The sequence below is a fragment of the Herbidospora mongoliensis genome (assembly GCF_001570545.1).
Lineage (GTDB): Bacteria > Actinomycetota > Actinomycetes > Streptosporangiales > Streptosporangiaceae > Herbidospora > Herbidospora mongoliensis.
The window spans coordinates 534,852-560,304 of sequence record NZ_BBXD01000011.1 but is presented as its reverse complement, the minus strand read 5'-3'; the positions used below and the strand labels follow the sequence as shown (position 1 = coordinate 560,304).

Genomic DNA, 25,453 nt, shown 5'->3' with positions numbered 1-25,453 from the left:
GTCGGGTCGTCCGCCCCGAGAGCCTCATCCATGCGTGCTGTCTGATCCCGAGAATTCACGTGAAGCTCCCGCCGAAGCCTTTGTCCTCCGGAAAACGTCCGTAATCCTCATCCGTCCCGGGTTGACCGGCAGGCGAGAGCGCGACAAACATCGAGGCGCCGTGAGACGTCGTGCCAAGGAGGAAGCGTGAAGTCTGAGCCGATCCAGGACACCCCCGCCCCGCCCGGCGGGCGCTCGCGGTGGGCGACCATCGGCATCGTCTATCTCGGCGGGGTCATCGCCGCCATGAGCCTGGGGAAGTTCGCCCCCGTCGGCCCGGTCGTCACCGATCAGCTGGAGCTGTCGTTGTCGCAGCTGGGCTGGGTCATCTCCGCCGTCGTCGGTGTCGGGGCCGTCTTCGGGCTGCCCGGTGGATTTCTGGTGCGCCGTCTCGGCGCGCAGCAGTCGCTCGTGTACGGCCTGGTCCTGGTCGCCCTGGCCGGCGCCGCCAGCGTCCTGGCGGGTGACTTCGCCTGGCTGCTCGGCGCCCGCATCGTCGAGGGAGTCGGCTATCTGCTGGTCACCATCGCCGGGCCGGTGCTCGTCCTGCGCCTGGCCGACGAGCGCGACCGCAGTGCCGCCCTGTCGGTCTGGGCCACGTTCGTGTCCGTCGGCCTGTTCGCGAGCGCGCTCGCCGGCGGTGCGGTCGGTGACGCCCTCGGGTGGCGGGGCTGGACGGGGCTGCTCGCCGGTCTCACCCTCGTCATGGCGGTGGTCCTGTGGCTGTGGTTGCCCCGTGCCGGGGCCGGTCCGCAGGTGGCCGGCGGGCCCGTGCCGCGGCTGCGCGCGCTGCGGTGGCCGGCGGTGCTGGCGGTCTCGTTCTGTCTCACCGCGCTGGTGACCATTCCGGTCATCGTGCTGCTGCCCACGCTTCTCATCGACCAGCACGAGCAATCGGCCGCCGCCGCGGGGGTGAGCACCTCGGTCATCTCACTGCTCAGCGCGGGCGGTGGGCTGCTCGCCGGTCTCCTGCTGCGCCGGGGCGTCCGCGTCGGGGTGCTCGCGCTGTTCGGGCTGCCGGCCGTGCCCACGGCCTGGCTCGTGTACGGCGGCGGGCCGGTCGCCGGGGTGCTCGCGGGCGCCGGGACGCTGTCGCTCACCAACGGGTTCCTGGCCGCCATCGTCTTCGCCGCCCTGCCGCTGATTCTGGAGCGGCTCGACCACGCCGACATCGGCAGCGGTCTGGTGGCCCAGGGGGGCAGCCTCGGCTCGCTGCTCGGTCCGCCGCTGTTCGGGCAGGTCGCGGCCGGGTTCGGGTTCGGGGCGCTCGCGCCGGTCATCGCGGTCGGGCTCGTCGTCGCCGTCGCGGCGCTGCTGCTGGCGGGTGGCCGTGCCGGGGGACGTCCACCGGGCGTCGGCTGAGCCGCCGGTCGACGGCCGTTTCGGACGCCGCCCTCATCCCTAAAAAGGTGTCCCGTTATGGCCACGTCGCAATGTGTTCGTAACGTATCAGTAACGGTTGGATGGCGTGCCCTGGTGTGTTCATCGTGTGAACGCTAACAATTCCATCAGATGTCCCCTCAAGTGAGCGGCTTCACGCGCCTCCAGGTCCTGAGAGCCCGGATACCGTGACGCCGCAGTACTTGCCCTGCCCGGAGCCTGTTTGTCGACGGTGCGGTTCGCCGCTCCGCCGTTGCGTGCGGATCGGGTGGGGCGGGTACTGAATTTGTTAACGCTAACATTTCTGGCGCGATCACGTGTTCATACGAGGGCCAAGCGTGCAAGTGAAGGGAAGGCCATGACGGCATCCGAGAAGTCAGGAATGAGCCGCCGCAATTTCGTGCGGACGTCGGCCATCGGAGTGGCGTTAGCCGCGACGGCCAACGGTGTTCAGACGGGGGTGGCCGAGGCCGCGACCGCGAACGTCACCGAGTCCTTGGCCGGAATCCCGTATGTCGGTGCCGGTAGCAACACCGCGGTCAGGCCGTTCTGGCTGCACCAGATCACCCTGAACGCCGGTCTGCTGCAGGAGAAGCGCGACCGGATGAAGGCGTTCCTGGGGGCGTTCGACGAGCGCCGCTTCCTGTTCCTGTTCAACAACCAGGCCGGCCGGCCGAACCCCGCGGGTGTGACGGCGCCCGGCGGCTGGGAGGACGGGGGGCTGCTGAGCGGCCACTGGGCCGGTCACTACATGAGCGCTTTGGCCCAGGCCTATGCCGACCAGGGTGAGGCGTCGTACAAGACCAAGCTCGACTGGATGGTCACCGAGCTCGGCGCCTGCCAGGACGCCATCACCGCCCGCATGACCGGCACCGGCGGGCCCACCGAGCCCGAGGCGCTGCCCATCGGCCGGGTGGCCGGGAAGTTCGGCAACGCCCTGAAGCTCAACGGCGGCAGCAACGCCGAGCACATCAAGCTGCCCCAGGAGGCGGTGTCCCAGCTCACCAACTTCACGATCGCGACCTGGGTCCACCTCGCCGCGGCACAGAGCTGGAGCCGGGTCTTCGACTTCGGCCAGAGCACCGCGGTCAACATGTTCCTCACCGCCCGTTCCGGCGCGACCGGGAACGCGCCCCGGTTCGCCATCACCACCACCGGCACCGGCGGTGAGCAGCAGATCAACGGCACCACCGCGATCCCGACCGGGCAGTGGGTCCACCTGGCCGTCTCCCTCTCCGGCGCCGTCGGCACGCTGTACGTCAACGGCGTCGTCGCCGGTACGAACACCAACATGACGCTCAACCCGACCAACCTCGGCGTCCCGGGCAACGTCTGGATCGGCCGGTCGGCCTACGGCGACGCGATGCTCAACGCGAGCATCGACGAGTTCCACATCTTCGACCGGGCCCTCACCCCCGAAGAGATCACCTCGCTGCAGACCTCCGCCGCGGGCACCACCGGCGGCGGCAACATCGCCTGGTACAAGTTCGACGAGACCGACGGCGCGTCCGCGGTCGACTCCTCGCCCAACAACCGCCCCGCCGGCATCGTCGCCATCCCGCAGTCCGGCGGTCAGCTCTGGAAGCCCGTCTACGCCGGCTACCTCGGCGCCATCCCGGAGGACGCCGTCATCCGCGTCGGCCCGCCGCGCTACGCCCAGTACGGCGGCAACGCCGCCACGAACGTGTGGGCGCCCTGGTACACCCAGCACAAGATCATTCGTGGCCTGCTGGACGCGTACACCCTGACCGGGAACACGAAGGCACGTGAGATCGTCGTCAAGATGGCCGACTGGGCGCACAACGCCCTGACCACCGGCGACAAGAACCACGCCAACTACGCGGGCCCGATCACCCGCGACAACCTCAATCTGATGTGGGACACCTACATCGCCGGCGAGCTCGGCGGCGTCAACGAGGTGTTCGCCGAGATCCACGCGCTGACCGGCGACCCCAAGCATCTCGAGACCGCCAAGCTCTTCGACAACCGTGAGTCGCTCTTCGGCGCGACGGTCGAGAACCGCGACATCCTGACGGTGACCAACCCGACCGCCTACGGCCGCAGGCGCCCGGCCCGCCTGCACGTCAACCAGCACGTGCCCGGCTTCTCCGGCTACATGCGGATCTTCGAGCAGGGCGGTGGGGACGACTACCTCAAGGCCGCGAAGAACTTCTTCGGCATGCTGGTCCCGCACCGCATGTTCACCCACGGCGGCCTCGGCGGCAACTACCCCGGCTCCAACAACAACATCGAGATGTTCCAGAACCGGGACAACATCGCCAACGCGATCGCCCAGGGCGGCGCGGAGACGTGCTCGATCTACAACGTGTCCAAGCTGGCCAGGAACCTGTTCTTCCACACGCAGGACCCGGCCTACATGGACTACTACGAGCGGGCCCTGTTCAACCAGCTCGCCGGCTCGCGGGCCGACTCGACGTCGGTGAGCAACCCGCAGGTGACCTACTTCCAGCCGCTGACGCCGGGCGCGGGCAAGTCGTACGGCAACACCGGCACCTGCTGCGGCGGCACCGGCCTGGAGATCCACACCAAGTACCAGGAGGCCGCCTACTTCAAGTCGGCCGACGGCTCGGCCCTGTGGGTCAACCTGTTCGTCCCGTCGACCGTGAACTGGACCGAGAAGAACTTCACCCTGACCCAGGAGACGAGCTTCCCGCGCCAGGCGAGCACCAAGCTGACCGTCACCGGAAGCGGCCAGCTCGACATCAAGCTGCGCGTGCCGAAGTGGGCCGTGAACGGTTACACCGTGAAGATCAACGGTGTGACCCAGCTCCTGACGACGCCGGTCCCGGGCACGTACGTGACCCTGAGCCGGAACTGGAGCAACGGCGACACCATCGACATCGCCTTCCCGTTCAGCATCCACATCGAGCGCGCCATCGACCGGCCCGACACCCAGTCGATCATGTGGGGCCCGCTGCTCATGCCGATCCTCGGCAACCCCGGCGGCGGCGCCTACCGTGAGCTGACGCTCTACCGCCACCTCAAGCGGGACGGCGACTACTCCCGGGCGGCCGTCACGGCGGCCGGCGTGAACGCGGCGGGCGACCCGCTGTTCACCACGAGCGGCTTCAACCTGCGCCCGTGGTACGTCGGAGACACCCAGGCCCACTCGGCGTACTTCCGCCGGGTCGAGCCGAAGATCGTCTTCGGTGGCGTCGACTCGGGCGTGCCCAACGTGAAGCGCAACGACGCCCTGCCGAACTACGACGTGCCGGTCACCGGCATCGTCCAGCCCGGCACGGACGGCCCGACGTTCCTTGACCTGCTCTGGGACAACGCGCCGTTCGCCACCCACGCCGCGTTCATGGCCAAGGTCGGCTCCACGGCCGACGCGTTCGTGGCGGCGGGCACCCTGACCGCCGAGCAGAAGGCCGCGATCGTGGCGGCCGCCGACAACGCGCGGGCCGAACTCTCGCCCGAGGCGGAGATCCCGGTCACGGTCACCCCGGAGTCCCGCACCATCGCCGGTTCGGCCTACCTGGCCGTCCGCGTAGTGAACGACCACGACGCTCCTGTGGACGTCGTGATCGAGACCGCCTACGGCAGGAAGGCCTTCATCGGCGTCGCCCCCGGCAAGTCCGCCTTCCAGCAGTTCGCGGTCCGTGCCGCCCAGTTCCCCGCGGGCGAGGTCACCGTGACCGTCACCGGCACGGTCGACGGTGACCAGGTCACGACCGAGATCGTCAAGCCGTACGCGGCCAGCTGATCACATGACAACCGAGTTCGGGCTCTCGGAGCTCTGGGAGCCCGACACCCGCCGCGACCCGCACGCGTTCTACGTACGCGTGCGGGCCGCCGGCCGTCCCGTCCCCCAGATCGACCCGGCGGGCAACCGCTTCTGGGTCGTGGCCGGCCACGCCGACGTCCTCGAAGGCCTCCAGCACCCCGACATCGGCCACCAGCTTCCCGGGCGAGCCTGCCCTCACAGCGAGGCCGAGCGCATCGCGTCCCGCCAGCTCATCTCCCTCGACCCGCCCGACCACACCCGCCTGCGCGGCCTGGTCAGCAAGGCGTTCACCGCCCGCATGGTCGCCCGCCTCGAACCGTGGATCGCGGGCGTCGCCGACGACCTGGTCGCCCGCGCCCTGGAACTGGGCACCTTCGACGGAGTGGCCGACCTGGCCGACCCGCTGCCCGTCAACGTCATCGCCCAGCTCGTCGGCGTCCCCGACGAGGACCGCCCCCAGTTCCGCGCCTGGTCGGCGACCATCGTCTCGGCCTCCGACCACGACGGCACGGCCACACTGGCGTTCGCGAAGTACATCGACGAGCTGGCCGCCCGCCGCAGAACGGCCCCGGCCGACGACCTGCTCTCCGAGCTCGTCGCCCTCGAAGCGCAGGGCGACGCCCTGGACCGCGACGAACTCGTCGCGATGGTGCAGCTCCTGCTCATCGCCGGTCAGGAGACCACCGTGGACGTCATCGTCAACGGCATCCGCCTCCTGCTCACCCACCCCGACCAGTGGCGGGACCTCCGCGACGACCCGTCCCTGGCCGGTGTCGCCGTCGAGGAGACCCTCCGCTTCCGCGGCCCGGTCGAGATCGTCCCCCCACGCTTCACCTTCCGCGCCCTCGACCTCGCCGGCGGCCCCATCCCCGCCTTCGAACGCGTCGCCCTGTCGCTGTGGGGCGCGAACCGCGACCCCGCGATCTTCACGAATCCGGACACGTTCGACATCCACCGCCCCGACGTCCACCGCAACATAGCCTTCGGCCACGGCACCCACTTCTGCCTCGGCGCCTCTCTGGGCCGCCTCGAGGCCCGCATCATGCTCGACCGCATAGCCCGCGAACTGAGCGGCCTGACCCTCGCCGTCCACCCCGACGACCTCGACGGCTTCCGCCTCCACCACGGCACCATGCCCCTGCGCATCCAGGCTGGATGATCGGCAAGCCGTCCGTCCACGGGCGTTCGCGGGTTCTGGAACGGTCCGATGGGCTCTATGGTGGAACTCCAGGTTGGTGTAAGCCCATGGCTCCGAACCCCAGGTGCCCGGAATCCGTCTCTTCGGTTGGGATCCCGAAACGGGAGGCGTCATGCGCAGGTTCCTCACGCTCCTGGCCGTCGTCCTCGCCGTCGTCGCCTGTACCCCCGACCCGAAGGCCCCGCCGAAGGCGCCCGGCCCGAAAGTGGCCGACCTGTGGCGCGACTTCCCGGTCACCTCCGCGCTCGACCGGCCCCTGATCGTCCTGGATCCGCTCCCGCTCACCGACGAGGCGGCCCGGGGCCGCGTTCCCGCTCCCCTCTCGCTGCCCGCGGCCGTCCCGCCGTCGAGGCAGCTCACCGTTCAGGGCGTGTCCCGGTACGTCACCCTCACCAGCCCCCGGGACGCCCTGTCCGCCATCCGATCCCAGGTCACGGCCGGCCAGCCCGAGGTCCGCGTCACGGCGACCGAACTGACCGAATCGGCCTTCACCACCGACCGGGGCTCGATCGACCTTCCGGCCTGGGAGTTCCGGCTGGCCGACGGCGGCACGCTGACGTGGCCCGCCCTCACGGCGGGCTATTTCTGGCGGCTGGGCTCGATGATCCCGTCCAGCCTCGTCAGTGACCTGTCCATCGACGGTCGGACGATGTCGGCGACCTTCACCGTCAGCTGGGGCATGCCGTGCCCGGGGATGCCGGCCCCGCAGATCACCCCGACGGTGGTCGAGTTCCCGTCATTCGTCCAAATCGGGCTGAAGGTGTCGAGCACCGACACGGGCGACTGCGACCAGCGCGTGTCGGTCCCGTTGAGAAGGGCCACGCTGACGCTGCACGCCCCGCTGGGCAATCGCGTCGTGGTCGATTTCACCGGGCGCGTGGTCAAGCGGGCCACGGGATCCGGGTTGACCTCAACCTTTGTTCAAGTTCCAGGATGAGAACGACCGCCCGGCTCATCCTCAGGAGTTCACGTTGCCCGACCTCTTCTTCACGACCGAGTCCAACGCGGCCGACGGCTGGGCTCCCGTCCCGTGGCCCGAGGGCCTCGTGTCCTTCGAGGTGTACGAGAGCCTCGACGCCACCACCGTCCTGACCTACAGCCGATGGACCACCGACGGCAGCGCCTTCCTGACCGGCCTCACCGGCGCGACCCCGACGGGCTACCACCTCTACCGGGACGGGGACGACGGCCGCACGCCCGGCTGCGTGGTCGCGGTCGAGGCGGAGTTCGACGCCCCCGACCACGAACGCCTGCGCCGCTGGATCGACACCGTCTTCGAGGTCATGGCGGGGGAGGAGCCCCACCCCGGCGGCATCTCGGGCCGCTTCCACACCAGCCTCGACGGCACCCGCATGCTCAACCTGGCCGGCTGGACCGACGCCGAGTCCCACGAGCAGGCCACCTCGGTCCGCAACCCGGCCTGGCAGCGGGTCTTCGACTTCCCGGGCATGGAAAGCGGCAGCTTCCGGCGCTATGCCCCCGTCGGCCCCCGCGACCGGCGCCTGGTCATCGAGGAGAAGTCGGTGCCCGGCTTCGGTCAGGAGGGCCTGCGTGAATACCTGTGAGGCGCGGCGCCGTATCCCGCGTCTGATCGCCGAGATCCGCCGCCTGCGGGCAAGCTAGCCGAACCACCCGGGCACGTCGAGGCGGAACAGATCGCCCGGCGTCATCTGTCGCAGGGATTCCTCCAGGTCGTCGAGCCGCTCCGCCCCGAGTTCGCGGGCCCAGCGGCTCCGTAGTTCGTCGAACACCTCGGCCGACCGCCGCAGGGCGTCGACCCCGAAATCGGTCAGGACGACCGTCTTGCGGCGCGAGTCGGCCGGATCGGGCACCCGCGTGACGTACCCGAGGCCCTCCAGCGTCTCGATGGTCTTCCCCGCCGCCTGTTTCGACACGCCCAGCGTGCGTCCCAGCGCGGCGGCCGAGTCGGCGCCCCGGGCGATGGCCTGCAGGACGAAGCCGTGCATGGGCCGCATGTCGGAGTGGCCCTGGGCGGCCAGTTCCTCGTGGAGGGCGTCGATGAGCACGCGGAACGCCATCAGCAGCCGCAGCGGCAGCTCGAACCCGTTTGACATGAAGGACAACCTGATTGACTATATGGACAACGACATTGTCCATCTTAAGGGATCAGAAATGACTGTCATCCGCGCCGCCGCGGCCCGCCGCTCCGAGACCCCCGGTGGGGTCATGACCACCTTCGCCTCACCCACCCAGGGCGGGGCGGAACGTTCCCTCTGGCGGGTCGAGGTCCCTGCGGGCGTCGCCGGGCCGAAGCACGACTTCGACAGCGAGCAGATCTGGGCGTTCGTCACCGGCGGGGCCACCGTCGAACTCGGCGGAGAGACCTTCGAGGTCGCCGGGGGCGACACCGTGGTGATGCCGCCGCGCACCGCCCGCCAGGTCACCGCCGCGGGGGAGGGCTTCACCGCCGTCGTCACCGCCGCCGGGGGAGCCAAGGCGATCCTGCCCGACGGGACCGTCCACGGCACGCCGCCGTGGATCGCCTAGAGCACCGGTCGCGCCGCCGCCAGCCAGGCGTGCGGGTCGGTGGTGTCGACCGGATAGACGAAGAACAGGTCGGCATGCCCTGACGACATGCTGTCCTCGGCCCAGTAGCGGGCGCAGGCCGTGCACCGCAGAACGCCGAGCCACCGCGAGGCGTCGCGCTCGACCGGCTCCAGCAGATGTTCGACGGCCCGGAGGTGCCGGGCCAGGATCAGCCCCTCGGTCTTGTCGCGGGGCGCCGAGAACCGGTCGTGCCCGCATGCGCAGTCGTCCACGAGAACATAGTGGGACACATGTCAGGGGCTCGTCTCGCGCAGGACGGTCGTCGCCCCCACGTCCACGGTGACCTCGCCGACCGGCTGGGTGCCGCCCTTCGGCCCGAGCGCGGCGACCAGTCCGCGTCCGGCCAGGACGTCCTTCACCGTAGGACCGGTCACCGTGATCCGGGGGACGTCGCGGCTCCCCCCGACCAGGTAGTACCACTGCCCGGACGGCGCCTGCCACCACGTCGCCGACACCAGGTGGCGCTTCAACCGGCTGCAGTCCCACGTGCCGGCCAGGCTGCCGGTCGGGATGGTCACGGTCTGGCCGGGGGTGGCGACGGCGAGGACGCCGCGCACGGAACTCGTGCCGTCGGCGTTGGCGAACCGGGCGCACATCCACCGCGCCCGCGCCGCCTCCGGCAGTTCGCCGGACCAGAACTCCCAGGCCGAGGCCGCCTCGGCCTCGGCCGGGGGGAACGGCAGCGCGCACGACAGATGGGCCCACGCGCTGAACCCGCCCGGCGACACGTCGATCTCCTCGGGCCCGAGCCGGTTGACCTCGGCGGGCGGCGGCGCCTGGTGGGTCACGTTCGCGAGCGCGAGGCGTCCCAGATCAAGCATCGTGTACGGCATTCCGTGCGCCACCGAGGGCGCGCGCAGCCGCAGCACCGGGCCGCGCCAGCACGGACCGGCCATGACCTGCGGCACCGGATCGGTCACGCCGCCGGTCACCACGATCGGCCGCCACTTGGCGCCCAACCGGCTCAGGTTGGCCGCCGACACCTCGGTCACCCACGGCGGCAGCAGATAACGGCCCCCCGACAGCTTCAGCGGGCTCGACCCGTCGGCCTTCAGCCGGGGCTCGGGGAACACCTCCAGCGACCGCGACCGGCCGGTCTCGGCATAGCGCGCGACCCGGCCGGAGTCGCGGAGCAGTACGACCGTGGTGCCGTCGAGCCGCCCGGCGAACAGGAGCTGGGGCGCCGCCGGCGGGTTGGGCAGCGCGCCCGACACCGGTTGCGGGGTCACCTCGCCCTGCCAGGCCCGGACCGCCCGGGTGACCAGGCCGTCGTCGTTGGCCAGGTCGCCCCGGGGTTCCCAGGTGCGCAGGTCGAGGGTGGTGGTGGTCCGCCAGGTGCCGGGGGAGACCCGGCCGACCTCGGGTAACGCGGGTTCGGCGGTGGCGGCGCTGACGTCGTACAGACCCAGCAGGTGGGGGACGGCGGAGACGGCGAGCAGGCCGGTGACGGCGGCCAGCGCGATCAGGACCTTGGAGGGGCCCCGGCCGTAGATGCGGGCCAGCGTCGGGTCGGCGGCCGGGCGGTGCTCGGCGAAGCGGCCGTGTTCGTCGTCGAGCGCCTCGATCATCGCCAGCGCGATCGTCGGCTCGGCCACCCCGGCGGCCGCCAGGAGACGGCGGGCCTCACCCGCGTCGAGGCCCTCGATCCGGGTGAGCGCGTAACCGGCGCGGGCGGCGGGCGGGAGTTCCTCCAGCGCGGCGGTGAAGGCGCGTTCGTCGCTGCGGACGACGGCGGGCACCACCTCAAGGCGGCGCCCGAACCCGATGAGCGGGTAGGGACGCCGCTTCAGCACCCGTTTCAGCACGTCGAGACGTGCCTGGGCGGGGTCGCCCGGACGGCGCAGGAGCGCTTTCGCGGCGAGCCGGTGGGCGAGCAGCACCCGCCGCTCGCCACTGTCGGCCGGCAGCGTCAGATAGGCGAGCCACACGAGGTCGCGGTAGGGCCGGGCAAGGGCGGAATTCCCCTTGATGGACCTTGCCATGGAAACGCTTCTCCCCGAGTCGTCACGCGCCGTAGCCGTCTGAACGCGGCTCGTGAATCCTAGGGGCACCGTTCCCATCTCGGTGGGGATGCCGGGAAAGTCGTCAGGCCCGCTTGTCCCAGTCGGCCAGGATCGCTGCCTCCTTGTCCGGATCGATCCCGTGCTGGAACCGCGCCCCGAACACCCGTTCCTCCACCGGGATGTGCCGCAGCCACTCCCACGTGTCCCGCACGGTCTCGCTGACCGGTCGGCACGTCAGCCCGGCCTCCCGCGCCTTCGACGAGTCGGTCAGCCAGGTGCCGGGCATGCTGTCGTCGGCCCAGAGCGGGAACTCGGTCCACATCTGCACGTCGTGCTCGTGCAGGAAGGCGTCGTCGACCCAGACCAGCTCCGCGTCCGAGCCGGTCACCTCGATGCAGTCGCGCAGCCACTGGCCATATGTGGTGTTGGCCGGGACGCCGCCGGTCATGAACTTGCCGGTGGCGCCCTTCTCGACCTGCGCGATCGTGAACGCGGCGATGTCGCGGGCGTCGATGAGCTGCATCTCGCGGTCGGGGTTCCCTGGCGCCACCACCCGGCCGCCGCGCTCGATGCGGGTCAGCCACCAGGGCAGCCGCCCGACGTTCTCGTGCGGGCCGAGGATCAGGCCCGGCTGGACGATGAGGGTCGCCCCGTCGAAGTGGCGGGTGACGGCCAGCTCACACCCCGACTTGGCGGTGCCGTAGTCGCCTTCGGTCGCCTCGGGGTCGCCCAGGAACTGCTCGGACTCCTCGTTGACCCCGATCTCACTCGGGAAGCCCTTGTAGGCGCTGATGCTGGAGATGAACGTGTAGTGGGCGGCGTGCCCGCTCAGCACCCGCACCCCGTCGAGCACCGAGGCCGGCGTGTAGCCGCACACGTCGATGATCGCGTCCCATGTGCGGCCCTCGGCGAGCCGCACCAGGTCGTCGTGGTTCTCGCGGTCGCCGTGCACGACCTCGACGTCGGTCCGGTCGGCGCGGCTCACGCCCCGGTTGAACAAGGTCACCTCGTGGCCCCGCGCGAGGGCCTCCTCGACGTGGGCCCGGCCGAGGAAGACCGAGCCGCCGATCACCAGAATTCTCATGACCCCATCTTGGGCGCCCGATAACCAATGGTTCGCGGGGTTTCACGACGGGCCGATTTCACCCTGTGCGAATTCAGAGGGTGCGGAGCTCCGGCACGGGGGTGAACCCCTCTTCGTCGAGCACGTGGACGCGGGCGGTCGCGATGTCGAAGTAGAGCCCGGACAGCTCCAGCTTCCCGGCACGTTCCAAGCGGTCGACCATCGGATGGCTGCGCAGGTTCTCCAGCTGCTGGATCACGTTGATCCGGCACAGGTGGTCGAGCGGCGGATCGTCGGAGAGGGGCGGGGCGGCCTCGAACCGCTCGACCGTGTGGTGGCCGTGGCGCAGCCAGTTGCCCACCGCCGTCAGGCCCGTCGGCGTCTCGCCGAGCAGCGCCGCCATGGCGCCGCACCCCGAGTGCCCGCACACCGTGATGGTGGAGACGCCGAGCACGCCGACGGCGTATTCGATCGCCGCCGCCACCGAGTCGTCGGCCGGCACCGACTCGAACCGCGGCACGAGGTTGCCGACGTTGCGGACCATGAAGAGGTCGCCGGGCCCGCTCGCGGTGATGACCGACGGCATCACCCGCGAGTCGGCGCAGGTGATGAACAGATGGGACGGCGACTGCTGGCGCGCCATCATGGTCAGCAGCGGCCGGATCAGCGGCGCCGTGCGGCGCTGGTATTCGCGGGTCCCCTCCAGCAGGTCGGCCTCCGTCGCCGGAAGCCGCCGGTAGGACCACGGCAGCCAGGTCCAGTCGAGCTTGGGCGGAGTCTTGGCCGGGTACACCCGGGTCCCGCTGGCGGCGGCCATGTACCAGTTGTCGTGGAGCTCGTCGATGTCGACGGTGCCGCCCGCCCGCTCGTGTTCCAGCCGCCAGTTGTGCAGCGCCTCGAACGCCGCGTTGTCCATGAAGTCGACGTTGAGCAGCAGGTCGACGTTGGCGCCGCGTGGGATCGTGCGCAGCGACTCGGTCAGCCGGGGCACTCCGATGAAGATGAGCGACCCGGTCACCACGACCCGCCAGCGCCCGCCGCCGGGGGTGACCTCGACCGACACCCAGGTCAGCCGCCGCAGCGACAGCAGCGCCGCCAGGCCCAGCCCGATGACGATGCCCTCGGCCAGCCCGATCAGCACGACCGCGCCCATGGTCAGGAAGTAGATCGGCATCTCGCCGTGGCCGCGCAGCCCGCGCGCGGTGCCCAGGTTGACCATCTTCACGCCGATGAACAGCAGCAGCGCGGCCAGCGCCTCCATCGGGATCAGCCCGAGCGCCGAGGCGAAGGCGACCGTGGCGACCAGCACCCACACGCCGTGGAGCACCGTCGACCACCGCGTCCGCGCGCCCGCGCGGACGTTGGTGGTGGTGCGGACCACCACGCCCGACACCGGCAGGCCGCCGAGGCCGCCGGAGACGACGTTGGCGACGCCCTGCGCGCACAGCTCCCGGTCGAGGTCGGCGCGCGGCCCGTCGTGCATGCGGTCGGCGGCCACGCAGGTCAGCAGCGACTCGACCCCGGCGAGCACGGCCACCAGCAGGATCGAGGCGGCGATCGCGTGCCAGTCGCCGGCGGGCAGGATCGGCCCGGCGAGCTGGCCCAGCCCGCCGGAGAGGTCGACCTTGGTGAACTGCCAGCCCGCCAGCGTCGCCGTCAGCGTGGCGATCGCGAGGGCGGCCAGCGGCGCGGGCACGAACCGGACCTTGGGGATGTGGTTCCAGACCAGCAGCACGCCGATCGTCACCAGGCCCACCCTCACCGCGTCGCCGTGGAGGCCGGCCACCTGGGCCGGGACCTCGAGCAGGTTGTCGAGCGCGGAGCGCTGCGGGCTGCCGCCCAGCACGATGTGGAGCTGCGAGAGCGCGATGACGACGCCGACCCCGGCCAGCATGCCGTGGATGACGGCGGGGGAGACCCCCAGGGCGGCCCTGGCCACCCGGAACGCGCCGAGAACGATCTGCAGGAGCCCGGCCGCGAGTGTGATGGCGCAGGTGGCCCGCCAGCCGTACACCTGGACGAGATCGGCCACCACCAGCGACAGTCCGGCCGCCGGGCCGCTCACCTGGACGACGGAACCGCCCAGCGCGCCCGCCACGATGCCGCCGACGATCGCCGCCACCAGCCCGGCCGCGATCGGCGCCCCGGACGCGACCGCGATGCCCAGCGACAGCGGAACCGCCACCAGGAACACCACGAGCGAGGCCGGAACGTCATGTCGCAGCACGTCAAGGAAGCGCTGCGTAGTCGAACTGTTACCCCCGGTCATGCGGCGACCTTATGCCAAGGTCAGCCAGGGGGCCTACACGGACGGGGGAATCAGCGGTAATAGTCGGGTTGGTCGGTCTCCGGGTTGCCGCGGTGGGTGCCGCGCCGGCCGCCACCGCTGCGGGTGGTCTGCTCGGGATAGAGCTCGTCGTAGGAGGGCCAGCTGCCGCCGGTGTTCTGCGGCGGGGCGGGCGGGGCGGGCGGGGCGGCTTCGGCGGGGTAACCCTGCTGGTCGTAGCCGTAGCCGGTCACCGAGTCGGAGTCGTCGATGGTCGCCCAGCCGGCGCTGACCTCGTAGGACCCGGGTGGCGGAACCGCCGGCAGGTTGCCGGTCTGGTAGGCGCCGGTCGAGAAGTCGTTGTAGGTGGGCGGCGGCGCGGGCATCTGGTAGCCCGCGGCGTCGCTGGCCGCCCAGGTCGAGGCGCTGCCCTGACGGGGAGCCTGGGGCTCGTCGAACACGTCGCCGCCGCCGCCCCACGCCGGGGGGGTCGCGGCCGGCGGCTGCGGGTAGTTCGGGGCGGGCTGGACGGCCCAGCCCGAAGGCTCGGGATAGGCCGGCGGGATCGGCTCGGGCTGCGGCGGAGCGGGGAAGGAACCGCTGCCGTAGCCGGTGTCGTAGCCCGGACGATTGGGGAACGATCCCGTCGCCGGCGGGTCGTAGGCGCCCGGCCGACTCTCGAACATGCCGGTCGACGGACCCGCGGAGAAGGGGTCGGTCGAGGCGCCCGGCGGGGTGAACGGGCCGGTCGCGGGGCTGTTCAGATCGGGGGTCGGGGCGGAGAAGGTGACTGTCTTCTGCTCGGCCAGCTGTGAGGAAGGGGTGGCGCGCAGTCCGTCGACCCGGCCGGTATCGGGCGAGAAGAAGCCGTTGGACGGCGTGCCCGTGTTGAGGGGGCCGGTGATCGGGGTGACCACACCCGGGGTGAGCGTGGCCGCGATCGGGGTCACGACGCCGGGAACGGGAGCGGCCTGGACGGGCGGCTGCGCGGCGGCCGGACGCTGAGGGAGGAAACCCTGGACGGTCGCGGCGTTCGGGTCGACGGCGCCCGATGGGGCGGGGGAGGGAGCGGCTTCGGGCTCGACCGGACGGGGGGTGGCCATGCGCTGCCTGATGGTGCCGCCGAACGCACCGTCGTCGGCGCGTACGCGCGACCAGTAGTCGTCGTCGTAGTCGTCGTTGGAACCCCACTCGTCGACGCCGCGCTTGCCCCGGGGGGCACCGACACCGGCGCCCGCGGGCTGCTTGCCGCCGCGCTGCTGGGGCTTGGCGCCCTGGCGGCTGCCCGGACGGGGCGGCCCAGCCGGTTTGGCGGCCGGTTTGACCGGCGGCTTCTTCGACGGCTCTTCGAATGCGTCGAAACCCTCGGGAAAACTCTCGAAGAACGTCTCCTCGGCCGGCCGGCTGCCCTTCTTCTTCGCGGCGCCCTCGGCCATCGCCTTGATGCGCTCGGAGGAGAGCGCGCTCTCTCTCCGGTTCATCGACCGCATGCCCAGCGCCACCACTATCAGCACCAACAGGACAACGGCGACAAGGCCCAAAATGACCGCGGTCATAGCACCACCCTCAAGGCCATGGCCTTCCAGCGGCGCCGGTGAGATCGCGCGGCCATCGACGCGACCTGCCCCCTGTGATCACCTGCGCTCAGCAATTCAGGATCCGATTCTCCTCGACCGCAATGACCGTTGTCACACCCTAGGCGAAGATTGGTACACCACTACTACTTCCGGTCATCAGCATGTCACTCGATGTCAGCCGCCGTGAGGCGACCTCGGGCGATGGTGTGCGACGCGATGGTGGCCAGACTCTCCGAGAGGGGAGCGCCCTGCGGGAGGTCCAGCTTCTTGCTCAGGGCGTAGACGGTGAAACGGTAGCTGTCTTCGGGTCGGCATGGGGGCACATATCCGACTTTTCCATCAGTAGTCTGCCCCTGCCGTGCACCCCGGGGGGTGCTGTTCTCCGCGAGTTCGGTGGTGTCGGGCTCGATGTTGAAGACCACCCAGTGCACCATCGCTTTCTCGCCGTCGGCGTTGTCGTCGACCACGAGGGCCACCGACTTGGCGCCCGACGTACCCGACCAGCGGAGGGGCGGATTGCCCAGGTCTCCCTTGCACGAGTAGCCAGACGGCAGTGGGTCGCCGTCACGGAACTGCGGGCTCGACACACTGATCACGTCGAGGTTGGCGGGCGAACCGCCGCCCACGATCCCGCAGCCCGAGGCCGATGCCGTCAGCGCCGCGACTGCCGCCGGTATGAGAGCGGCTCGGCGCGTGCGAACGGACTTCGTCAGCGACCCCATGCCCGATGATGCTACGCGGATCCCGCTGGTGCGCCGACCGGATCGCGATGATCCATCGCGAGAAGAAACTCCACAAACGCCGGGTTCGTTCGACCGGCCCCACCACCCGAACCCGTGTGACCTGGGATTCCTATGGTTCGGGTGGGGAACGGGTACTCGCCGGTAGAAATCTTCAAGCCCGGGTTGGGTGGTGACCAATGGCACATCCCGACGATTTAGGGTGGACTCGTGATGCCAGATGCGTGACGCGTTGCGTGACCCCGCCAACCAGGTGTCGCCGAGGGCCAGGTCGTTGTGGTTCGCGGAGGCCGTCATCGTGACGGTCCTGCTGGTGGGCGGCCTGGTGCTGCTGTCCATGTGGATGACGGGCTGGGAGTTCCTGCCCCAGTGGCTGCTCGACCGCACCTGGGTGGCCGGGCTGGTGCTCGGCCTGGTGACGGTGCCGTTCGTGCTCGCCGAGCCGGTCGTCCGGTTCGCGGTGCACCGCTGGGAACTGGCCGCCGACGTCGTCTACGCCCGGTCGGGCTGGCTGTCGCGCGAGTGGGTGTTCGTGCCGGTGTCCCGCATCCAGACCGTGGACAAGGCGCAGGGCTGGCTGGAGCGCTTCTTCGGGCTGGCGACGGTGGAGATCCGCACGGCGTCCTACGCGGGGTCGTCCACCATCAAGGGGCTCGACTACGAGGTGGCCGCTCGGCTGGCCGAAGAGCTGTCGCGCCGGGCCCAGGAACTCCGGGACGACGCCACGTGAGCGTCTCCTTCCAGGAGCCGGTGCCCGAGGCCGTCCGGCTCAGTCCGCGACTGCTGCTGATCGACCCGATCCGGGTGCTGCCCTCGCTGCTCATCCCGCTCGCGGGTGTGCTGGTCGCCGGGGGGTTCTCGCCGCGCTCCTTCATCTGGGCCGCGTTCGGCGTCGCCGGATCGGTCCTGTACGCCGTGGTGCGCTGGGCCACCTTCTCCTACACCATCACCGGCGGCCGGCTGGAACTCTCCCGCGCCTTCATCGGCCGCTCCACCCGCGTCATCCCGCTGGAGCGGATCCGGGGGGTCGACGTCACCACCCCGTTCCTCCACCGGCTGCTCGGCCTGGCCGTGCTGAAGCTCGACACCGGCGCCGGCGGCGACAAGCAGGAGGGCGAGCTCGACGGCATCACCGTCGAGGAGGCCGAGCGGCTGCGCGCGGTGCTGCTGGCCCGCCACGGCGTCGCCACCCAGGAAGAGCGGGAGCAGCCCGTCGCCGCCCCGCACGACCACGTGTTCCTGCGGGCTCCGAAGGCGTGGCTGCGCTACGGCCCGCTGTCCGGCGCCTTCCTGTTCACCCCGTTCGCCCTGGTCGCCGGTGTGGTCGGCCTGGCGTTCCAGTGGGGCGGCGAGCTCGGGCTCGACGAAGACGACGCGGTGGCGGTCGGCTCGTGGCTCTGGGGCCACCCGCTGCTGCTCATCGGTGGCGCGGTCGCGCTGGTCGTGCTGATGCCCTTCCTCGGCGCGGCCATGTACGCCGTCTTCAACTGGAACTTCGTGCTGTTCGGCCGGGGCGACCACCTGGTCGCCGAGCGCGGCCTCGTCAACCGGCGCGTGGTCTCCCTCGAACGCCGCCGCATCCGCGGCTACGAGATCGCCGAGAGCCCGTTGGAGCGCCAGGCCGGGGTGGCCCGTCTGTGGGCCGTGGTGACCGGTCTCGGCGACTCCGAGACCCGCGGCCAGCTCCTGCCGGTGGCCCCCCGCGCCGCCGTCGACGACATCGCCGCCGAGGCCGTCGGCCCGTTCAGCGAGGCGCTGCGCCCCCATCCGCCCGCCGCCCGCCGTCGCCGCCTGTTCCGGGCCATCGCGCCGTGGGCGGTTTCGGCCCTGGTTTTGTACGTCCTGGGCCACACCATCATCGGTGTCATCGCCACCGTCCTGGCCGTGGCCGGAATCGCGCTCGGCCTCGACCGATACCGGTCGCTCGGCCACACCTACGACGGCACCCGGCTGTCGGTCCGATCGGGCTCACTGCGCCGGGCCCAGGCGGTCGTCGAACGCCGGGCCGTGGTCGGCTGGACCATCCGGCAGACGTGGTTCCAGCGCCGCGCCGGACTGGTGACCGTGATCGCCGGAGTCGGCGCGGGCAGCGGCGGCTACAAGGCGATCGACGCCGGAGAGACCCAGGCGGCCGCGTTCGCCGCCGAGGTCACCCCCGACTGGATGGCGCCCTTCCTCAAGCGTTAGCCCGAGGCGCTAGTCCTGCTTGGGCGCCCCGAACATGATCTCGTCCCACGACGGGACGGACGCCCGTCGCGCCCGCGACTTGCGGCGCGGAGCGGGCTTGGGCGCCGGAGCGGGCGCGGCGCCCGCGGGCACCGGCTCGGCCGACTTGTCCTCTTTCGGCGCGGGCCGCTGCGCGGGCGGCTTGGCCTGCGGCGGCCCGGTCCGGGGCTTGACCGTCTTCGGCATGACCGCCGGCGTGGGCGATTCCTCGGACTCCTCGGCGACCGGCTCGGGCGAAGCCGCCGGTGCGGCCTGCTGCGGAACCACGGTCGGTGCCTCGGGCGCGACGAAGGGCGCCGCCTCTTCAACGGCACGGTCCACGACCGGGGCGGCGGGACGGTCTTCCGCCGCCGGGGCGGCCTCGGGCTCCGGCGCGACCGGCTCGGCCGCGGGCTCGGCGGCCTTCGGCTCGGATGCGGCCGGACGGGCCTCCTGCACTGCCGGGTCGGCCTGCGTTTCGGGCGTGACCGGACGCGACTCCGCGACAGGTGCGTCGACCGGCGGCTCCGGCGACTCGGCCGACGCGGAGACGTCGGCCGCCTCCGGTTCGGGGGCCGGCTCGGGCCGGGTCTCCGGCACGACGGGCGCGACGGCCTGCGGTTCCGGCTTCTCGGCCGCCTCCTGCTGCGGCTGCTGGGGCGCGGGTGCGGTGACCTGCGGTTCCGGCGTGACGTAATAGTGGGTTGACTGAGACGTGGGCGCGGCGACCTGCGGCTCGGGCGCGTATCGCGGTTCCTGGGGCGGCGGTGCGCTGACCGGCGGCTCAGGCGTCGCGTAGTTCTGGGGCGCGGGAGCGCGGGGCGGCTCGACGTGGGCCGGCCGGACGTCGGGAGGCTCGTGGAAGGCGGCCGGGAGAGAGGGAGGCTCGGGGGTGAAGCGCGGCGAGAAGTGGTCGGGCAGGTTGCCGTTGGGGGCGACCCTTAACGGCGAGGGCTCGGCCATGTCGTAGTCGTAGTCGGGCGGCGGAACCGGAGCGAGTTTGCCCGCTATTCGGGGCACGAACGGGCGCACCGTCGTGTCTTCGGCCTGGGGGTCGACGTAGTCGTCGGCCGACAGGCGCATCGCCTCGTCGTCGTAGGGGGAGACGTGGCGGCGGCGGGGGTCGAAGAGCCACTCGGCGTGGCGGGTGTGGCCGTTCCAGACGTAACCGAGCTTGATGCGCCACAGGTTGTCGTCGCGCTTGCAGGAGTCCCAGTCGATCTCGTCGACGGGGACGCCGCGCCGGGTGAGACGTTCGGCGACCAGTTCGCCGAGCGTGGGCCGGGCGGCCGTCTCGCCGGGGAGGCGGACGGCGACTCGCTGGGCCTGCTGGGCGATGTATTCGCGTTCCTGGAGCACCGGCCCCTCGAACCAGCGAACTCGCTCGACCGGGATGCCCGCCGTGGCGGCGATCTCCTCGGCGGTCTCACCGGCACGGATGCGGGCCTGGATCTCCTTGGGGCGCAACGGGCTCTCCACTTCGATCTCAAATTGACCGAGACGGGAGAAGTTGCCGCGGACGGCAGCGCGGAGCCGGTCGTCGACGGGCAGCGTGAAGCGGGTACCCCTCCCGGCCGTGGCCAGGACGAGGTAAGTGCCGTCCTCACTCACCGCGACGAGACGGAGCTCCTGCATGCGAGTCCCTTCGTCGTGCTGAATCTTCCCCCGGACCCTTGAGTCTCTCGCGTGAGCCGGTTGCCTTCCAAGCACCGTACCCGGCATGTCCGAACATCGCCTTCTCCAGGGGCTGCGGAGGCGACATGACGCCGGTCACATTTGTCGCGTTCACCCTGCTATAGACAGGCTGGTTCAGCAAGCGGTTCGGGGTCCTCGTCGGATTCTCCCGGTTGACGTACCCGATGGAGGTGAACTTGGGTCAACTCGACAGAGAACTAGCCGCCCAGGACACGGTCCAGGTAGGCGTTGCCGAAGAGACGGTCCGGATCGAGCCGGTTGCGTAGGGACACAAAGTCGGAGAAACGGGGATATACCCGCGAAAGATATTCGTAGTCCTGGTTGTGCAACTTGCCCCAGTGGGGGCGTCCGCCCAGCCCGGCCATGATCTCCTCGACCGCCGCGAAGTAGGCGGGGTTCGGGGTCCGGTGGTAGACGTGGCAGGCGATGTACGCGGTGTCCCGGTCGTGGGCGGTCGACAGCCAGGCCGTCGAGGGCGGCGTGACCCGCACCTCCACCGGGAACGTGATCCGCCACGGCGACCGGTCCATCAGGTCGCGCACCTCACGGAGGGCCCGCGCCAGATGGCGGCGCGGAATGCCGTACTCCATCTCCAGGAACTTCACGTCGCGCACGCTGGTGAAGACCTTGTACGCGGTGTCCGCGCTCTCCGACGCCCCGAGCACCAGCCCGGAGAGCCGGTTGATCGGCGGGATGACCGCGGGGAACCGCGCGCCCATGCGGTTGGTGACCTCGAACAGCCGGTTCTCCACGACGACCTCGTCGACCCAGGTCCGGAACCGGCCGGGCGTGTGCTGCCCGCCCGTCGCCCGGTTGTTGCGTTTCACCAGGCACCGGTCGGTGTGCGGGAACCAGAAGAAGTCGAGGTGCTCGTTCTCCAGGGTGAACGTGTCGAGCGCGTCCAGGATCGCCCCGAACGTCATCGGCTCCCGGCGGCTGTGCAGCAGGAACGCGGGCTCCACCCGGAACGTCACCGCCGTCAGCACGCCCAGCGCCCCCAGCCCGACCCGGGCCGCGTCGAACAGGTCGCCCTCGGAGACGGTGACCAGCGAGCCGTCGGCGAGCACGAGTTCGAGCTCGGTCACCTGGTCGGCCAGCCCGCCGATCGAGCGGCCGCTGCCGTGGGTGCCGGTCTGGATCGCCCCCGCCACGGTCTGGGCGGTGATGTCGCCCATGTTGGCCAGGGCCAGCCCGCGCCGGTCGAGTTCGACGTTCAGCACGTGGATCGGCGTGCCGGCGGCCACGGTGACGGTGCCGTCGCCGAACGACAGGATCCCGGTCAGGCTCTCGGGCCGCAGCAGGATCCCGTCGGTGAGGGCCACCCCGGTGAAGGAGTGGCCCGTGCCGATCATGCGGACCTTCAGGCCCTGCCGCCGGGCGTCACGCACGGCCTCGGCGACCTCGGCGGGTGAACTCGGCGTACGCGTCTCAGCCGGGGTGATCGACTGGTTGCCCGCCCAGTTCGTGAACGTCATGAATGTGAACGATACTCAGAAACCACCGGCGTCCGCAGCGCGCTCGAACCGACCAGACCGACCACGGCCGCCAGCAGGGCGCACCCGTACGCGAAACCGTACGCGTTGGAGGCGCCGAACGTCTCCGCCAGGTGCCCGCCGGCCCAGGCGCCGATCGCCACGCCGAACCCGATCGACGTCGACAGCCACGACATGCCCTCGTTGAGCTGCGGGGCCGGGACCATCCGCTCGATCAGCGAGAAGCTGGTGATCAGGGTGGGCGAGATGGCCAGACCGGCGAAGAACAGCGCGACCGCCATCGGGGCCAGCTCGCCGATCAGCACGATCGGGGTCAGGCCGACGGCGAACACGCCGAGGCCGCGCACGAACCTGCTGCGCAGGGTGAGCTTCCAGGCGCGTGAGCCGTACCAGAGACCCGAGACCATCGACCCGGCGCTGAACGAGGCGAGCAGCAGCCCGGCCACGCCGTTGTTGCCGTGCTCCTGGGCGAAGGCCACCGTGACGATGTCGACCGTGCCGAACACGGCGCCCATGCCGAGCAGCACGACCGACAGCAGCGCCACGCCCGGGATCGCGATCGGGGAGCCCCGGTGCTCGCGCACCCGGACGATCGGCGGCTGACTGGCCTTGAACAGCGCGAAGGCGGTCGTGCCGGACACCGCCAGGACGACGGCGACGATGAGCCCGGCGTACACGTTCAGCGACGTGGCCACCACAGCGGTGAAGGCAGGACCGGAGACGAAGATGAGCTCGTCGGCGACCGACTCGAACGAGAACGCGGTGTGCAGCTTCGCCGGGTCGTCGAGCAGATGGGACCACCGGGCCCGCACCATCGACCCGAGCTGCACCGCCGCCATGCCCGCGAGGACGGCGGCGGCGAACAGCGTCCAGATCGGCGCCCCGGCGCCGGCCAGCAGCATCAGCGCCACCAGCGCGCTCCCGTGGGCGAGCACGGCGGGCACCGCGACCTTCGCCTGGCCGAAGCGGTCGCTCAGCCGCCCCATGACGGGCGCCCCGACGGCGGTGGAGAGAGCGAAGACGGCCGTGACCGCGCCGGCCGTCGCGATGGATCCGGTGACGTGCTGGACGAGCAGCGTGATCCCGATGCCCAGCATGGACATGGGGATGCGCCCGACGAACCCTGAGAGGACGAAGCCCTTCGCACCTGGCGTGCGGAACAGACCCCGATACGTACGCATGAGAGCAGACCTCAACCCGAACAAACGCGTCCGGGCGAACCGTTACGGCTGCGGCCATGGGGGACTCGGTGTGATGGCACGCGGACGACTACTGCTGATCCCCTTGAAACTCTTCCGACCTTGTCTCACGGCCAGCCTTGATGGCAAGTGAGTTTCCGGTCGATAAGGTATCAACGTGAACAGGGCTCTCCGTCATCCCCGGTTCACGCCGCTTCTCGCGGTGGTGGCCGGGCTCGCCGCGACCATCGTGGTGACGGTCACCACCGGCGGTGTGTTCCTCCTCGGCGCGGACAACGGCAGGCCGGTGTCCAGCGAGAACGTGCCGAACCTCGTCCCCGGTCAGGTCATCCCCACCGCGCCGCCCTCCATCGGCGGGCCGGGCATCCAGACGACCCCGCCGCAGCTGCTCGGCATCGCGCCGCGGCCGGTGCCGCAGGAGACGGTGCTGCGCATCGCCAAGGTGAAACACGTCCAGAAGGTCGCCCTCGTCGCGGGCGGCGGGGTGAAACTGTCGGGCCATCCGCTGCAGCTGCTCGCGGTCGAACCGGCCCAGTTCCGGTCGTGGACGCCGAAGCCGGTCGCCGAGCACCCTGAGGTGTGGAGCGCGATCGCGCGCGGCGAGGTGGTCGCCGACCCGGCCGTCATGAAGCGGCTCGGCATGGTGCTGGGGGAGGAGTACCAGGTCGACAACGGCCCCCGCCTGCGCATCGCCGCCTCGGCCGCGCTCGGCTTCCCGAACATCGACGGCCTGATCTCCAAGGACCTCGGCGAGCGGCTCGGCTTCTCCGACGGCGTGGTCGTGCTCGTGCACGGCGAGGACGTCAGCGGGCCGCGGGTGCGCAAGCTGATGGGGACGGGCTCCAGCGTCGTCCCGATCGGGGTGGTGAAGGAGCAGCCCGCCGAACGGAACGCCGCCCCTAACAAGCAGACCCTGGTCGGCCGTCCAGAGAGCTACCTGGAGCTCTACCAGCGCTCGGCCGCCGTCTGCCCCGGATTGTCATGGACGGTCCTCGCCGCGATCGGCCAGGTCGAGAGCAGCCACGGCCGCAACAACGGCCCGTCGTCGGCCGGGGCGCTCGGCCCGATGCAGTTCATGCCGGCCACCTGGCGGTCCTACGGCGTCGACGGCGACGGCGACGGGACCGCCGACATCTGGAGCGCCTACGACGCCGTGCCCGGCGCGGCCAACTACCTGTGCGCCACCGGCGCCGCCGGGGGCGGCGAGGCGCTCAGGAAGGCCGTGTGGGCCTACAACCACTCGTGGGACTACGTCGACAAGGTGCTAGGACTCGCCGGGGCCTACGCCCGGGCGTACCCCTGACATCGGCCTGACCGGAGCCGGGCAGCAGGCCACCGGGCAGGAGGTCGGCTCGGGCTCGTTCACCAGGTCGCGGATCATCTCGACGAACCTCGGGTGGGTGCCCGCCGTGCCCGCGCGGGCCATCCGCATGCCCAGCTCGTCGGTGAGCGTCCGCGCCTCCACGTCGAGGTCGTAGAGGACCTCCATGTGGTCGGAGACGAACCCGATCGGCACCAGCACGACCGACTCGACGCCCTTCGCGTGGAGGGTCTCCAGGTGGTCGCAGACGTCGGGCTCCAGCCACGGGATCTGCGGCGGGCCGCTGCGGCTCTGCCACACCAGGTCGAACTCGGCCGCCCCGACCTCGTCGGCGACCAGCGCGGAGGACTCCCGCAGCTGGCGCTCGTAGCCGTTGCCCCGGGGCCCGGCCGACGACGCCATCGACACCGGGATCGAGTGGGCCGTGAAGACCAGCCGGGCGTCGTGGCCCACCTCGTCGAGGGCCGCGCGGGTGCGGTCGACCATGGCCGCGACGAACCCCGGATGGTCGTAGAAGTGGCGCATCTTGATCAGCTCGGGCCCGCCGGGCACCGCCGCGGCGGCCCGGGAGATGTCCTCACGGTATTGCCGGCAGCTCGAATAGGACGCCGTGGCCGCCGTCGCGAACGCCGCCGCCCGCCGGATGCCGTCGGCCTTCATCTGGGCGACGGTCTCCTCCAGGAAGGGGTGCCAGTTGCGGTTGCCCCAGTAGACCGGCAGGTCGAGGACCTCGCGCAGCTCGGCGACCAGCGCCCGGTTCTGGTCGTTGATCGGGCTGGCCCCGCCCATCGCCTGGTAGTGGGCCTCCACCTCCAGCAGCCGCTCGCGCGGCACCCCCCGCCCGCGCACCACGTTCTCCAGGAACGGGAGCACGTCTTCCGGCCGTTCAGGCCCGCCGAACGACAGCACGACCACCGCGTCGTAGTTCCCCATGTGCCCAGCTTAGGGGGGTAGGTTC

At 71.0% G+C, this 25,453-nt stretch carries 20 protein-coding genes; 9 read left to right on the top strand and 11 right to left on the bottom strand.

The annotated features are described in order from the left end of the window. Nucleotides 1–186 precede the first annotated feature (186 nt). From AW272_RS14065 to AW272_RS14045, 5 genes are all read left to right on the top strand, one after another. On the top strand, nucleotides 187–1,401 hold the full coding sequence (locus AW272_RS14065; protein WP_066364429.1) for an MFS transporter: 1,215 nt from the start codon (nucleotides 187–189) through the stop codon (nucleotides 1,399–1,401). Between the two features lie 400 nt (nucleotides 1,402–1,801). After that, complete coding sequence (locus AW272_RS14060; RefSeq protein ID WP_218010883.1) at nucleotides 1,802–5,146, top strand: beta-L-arabinofuranosidase domain-containing protein; 3,345 nt, start codon at nucleotides 1,802–1,804, stop codon at nucleotides 5,144–5,146. 4 nt (nucleotides 5,147–5,150) lie between these two features. Then, complete coding sequence (locus tag AW272_RS14055) at nucleotides 5,151–6,326, top strand: cytochrome P450 (protein ID WP_066364426.1); 1,176 nt, start codon at nucleotides 5,151–5,153, stop codon at nucleotides 6,324–6,326. A 151-nt stretch (nucleotides 6,327–6,477) separates the two neighbouring features. Continuing rightward, on the top strand, nucleotides 6,478–7,302 hold the full coding sequence (locus AW272_RS14050; protein ID WP_066364424.1) for a hypothetical protein: 825 nt from the start codon (nucleotides 6,478–6,480) through the stop codon (nucleotides 7,300–7,302). Between the two features lie 34 nt (nucleotides 7,303–7,336). Beyond that, a complete protein-coding gene (locus tag AW272_RS14045; protein ID WP_169807546.1) occupies nucleotides 7,337–7,930 on the top strand; it encodes an antibiotic biosynthesis monooxygenase in 594 nt (197 codons plus the stop codon). 54 nt (nucleotides 7,931–7,984) lie between these two features. On the opposite strand, the gene AW272_RS14040 is transcribed toward AW272_RS14045, so the two are convergent. Continuing rightward, entirely contained in the window at nucleotides 7,985–8,440 is a 456-nt protein-coding gene (locus AW272_RS14040; protein ID WP_066364738.1) for a MarR family winged helix-turn-helix transcriptional regulator, read from the bottom strand. A 58-nt stretch (nucleotides 8,441–8,498) separates the two neighbouring features. On the opposite strand from AW272_RS14040, the gene AW272_RS14035 reads away from it, so the two are divergent. Next, nucleotides 8,499–8,873, top strand: coding sequence for a cupin domain-containing protein (locus AW272_RS14035; protein ID WP_066364421.1), 375 nt, complete (start codon nucleotides 8,499–8,501; stop codon nucleotides 8,871–8,873). Here AW272_RS14035 and AW272_RS14030 read toward each other — a convergent pair. The 6 genes from AW272_RS14030 to AW272_RS14005 form a co-directional block, all read right to left on the bottom strand. Beyond that, nucleotides 8,870–9,145, bottom strand: coding sequence for a hypothetical protein (locus AW272_RS14030; protein ID WP_066364420.1), 276 nt, complete (start codon nucleotides 9,143–9,145; stop codon nucleotides 8,870–8,872). The two genes, AW272_RS14035 and AW272_RS14030, sit on opposite strands and share 4 nt — an antisense overlap. A gap of 21 nt (nucleotides 9,146–9,166) precedes the next feature. After that, nucleotides 9,167–10,915, bottom strand: a complete 1,749-nt coding sequence (locus AW272_RS14025; RefSeq protein ID WP_083958284.1) for a hypothetical protein — start codon at nucleotides 10,913–10,915, stop codon at nucleotides 9,167–9,169. A gap of 103 nt (nucleotides 10,916–11,018) precedes the next feature. Continuing rightward, complete coding sequence (locus AW272_RS14020; protein ID WP_066364418.1) at nucleotides 11,019–12,020, bottom strand: NAD-dependent epimerase/dehydratase family protein; 1,002 nt, start codon at nucleotides 12,018–12,020, stop codon at nucleotides 11,019–11,021. Between the two features lie 73 nt (nucleotides 12,021–12,093). After that, complete coding sequence (locus AW272_RS14015) at nucleotides 12,094–14,268, bottom strand: SulP family inorganic anion transporter (RefSeq protein WP_066364416.1); 2,175 nt, start codon at nucleotides 14,266–14,268, stop codon at nucleotides 12,094–12,096. 50 nt (nucleotides 14,269–14,318) lie between these two features. Continuing rightward, on the bottom strand, nucleotides 14,319–15,821 hold the full coding sequence (locus AW272_RS14010; RefSeq protein WP_066364414.1) for a hypothetical protein: 1,503 nt from the start codon (nucleotides 15,819–15,821) through the stop codon (nucleotides 14,319–14,321). 185 nt (nucleotides 15,822–16,006) lie between these two features. Then, on the bottom strand, nucleotides 16,007–16,564 hold the full coding sequence (locus tag AW272_RS14005) for a YbhB/YbcL family Raf kinase inhibitor-like protein (RefSeq protein WP_066364411.1): 558 nt from the start codon (nucleotides 16,562–16,564) through the stop codon (nucleotides 16,007–16,009). Between the two features lie 238 nt (nucleotides 16,565–16,802). Between AW272_RS14005 and AW272_RS14000 the strand changes: the two genes are divergently transcribed. Together AW272_RS14000 and AW272_RS13995 are read left to right on the top strand one after the other, a co-directional pair. Continuing rightward, nucleotides 16,803–17,312 (top strand): PH domain-containing protein, encoded by a 510-nt coding sequence (locus tag AW272_RS14000; protein WP_066364410.1) that lies wholly within the window; start codon nucleotides 16,803–16,805, stop codon nucleotides 17,310–17,312. Next, nucleotides 17,309–18,769 carry a PH domain-containing protein gene (locus AW272_RS13995; RefSeq protein ID WP_245657528.1) on the top strand — a complete coding sequence of 487 codons (1,461 nt, stop codon included), beginning with the start codon at nucleotides 17,309–17,311 and terminating at the stop codon, nucleotides 18,767–18,769. The genes AW272_RS14000 and AW272_RS13995 overlap by 4 nt, the downstream gene beginning before the upstream one ends. 9 nt (nucleotides 18,770–18,778) lie before the next feature. Here the strand turns inward: AW272_RS13995 and sepH are convergent, their stop codons facing one another. The 3 genes from sepH to AW272_RS13980 all read right to left on the bottom strand — a co-directional run bounded on the left by sepH (nucleotide 18,779) and on the right by AW272_RS13980 (nucleotide 23,156). Then, complete coding sequence (gene sepH / locus AW272_RS13990; RefSeq protein WP_066364408.1) at nucleotides 18,779–20,422, bottom strand: septation protein SepH; 1,644 nt, start codon at nucleotides 20,420–20,422, stop codon at nucleotides 18,779–18,781. Between the two features lie 257 nt (nucleotides 20,423–20,679). Next, a complete protein-coding gene (locus tag AW272_RS13985; protein WP_066364406.1) occupies nucleotides 20,680–21,957 on the bottom strand; it encodes a D-arabinono-1,4-lactone oxidase in 1,278 nt (425 codons plus the stop codon). Beyond that, entirely contained in the window at nucleotides 21,954–23,156 is a 1,203-nt protein-coding gene (locus AW272_RS13980; protein WP_066364405.1) for an MFS transporter, read from the bottom strand. Before AW272_RS13980 ends, AW272_RS13985 begins: the two co-directional genes overlap by 4 nt. A 175-nt stretch (nucleotides 23,157–23,331) precedes the next feature. Here AW272_RS13980 and AW272_RS13975 point away from each other — a divergent pair, with 175 nt between their 5' ends. Continuing rightward, on the top strand, nucleotides 23,332–24,477 hold the full coding sequence (locus AW272_RS13975) for a lytic transglycosylase domain-containing protein (protein ID WP_066364403.1): 1,146 nt from the start codon (nucleotides 23,332–23,334) through the stop codon (nucleotides 24,475–24,477). Here AW272_RS13975 and AW272_RS13970 read toward each other — a convergent pair. After that, nucleotides 24,439–25,428, bottom strand: coding sequence for a ferrochelatase (locus AW272_RS13970; protein ID WP_066364402.1), 990 nt, complete (start codon nucleotides 25,426–25,428; stop codon nucleotides 24,439–24,441). The genes AW272_RS13975 and AW272_RS13970 overlap by 39 nt on opposite strands. Nucleotides 25,429–25,453 lie beyond the last annotated feature (25 nt).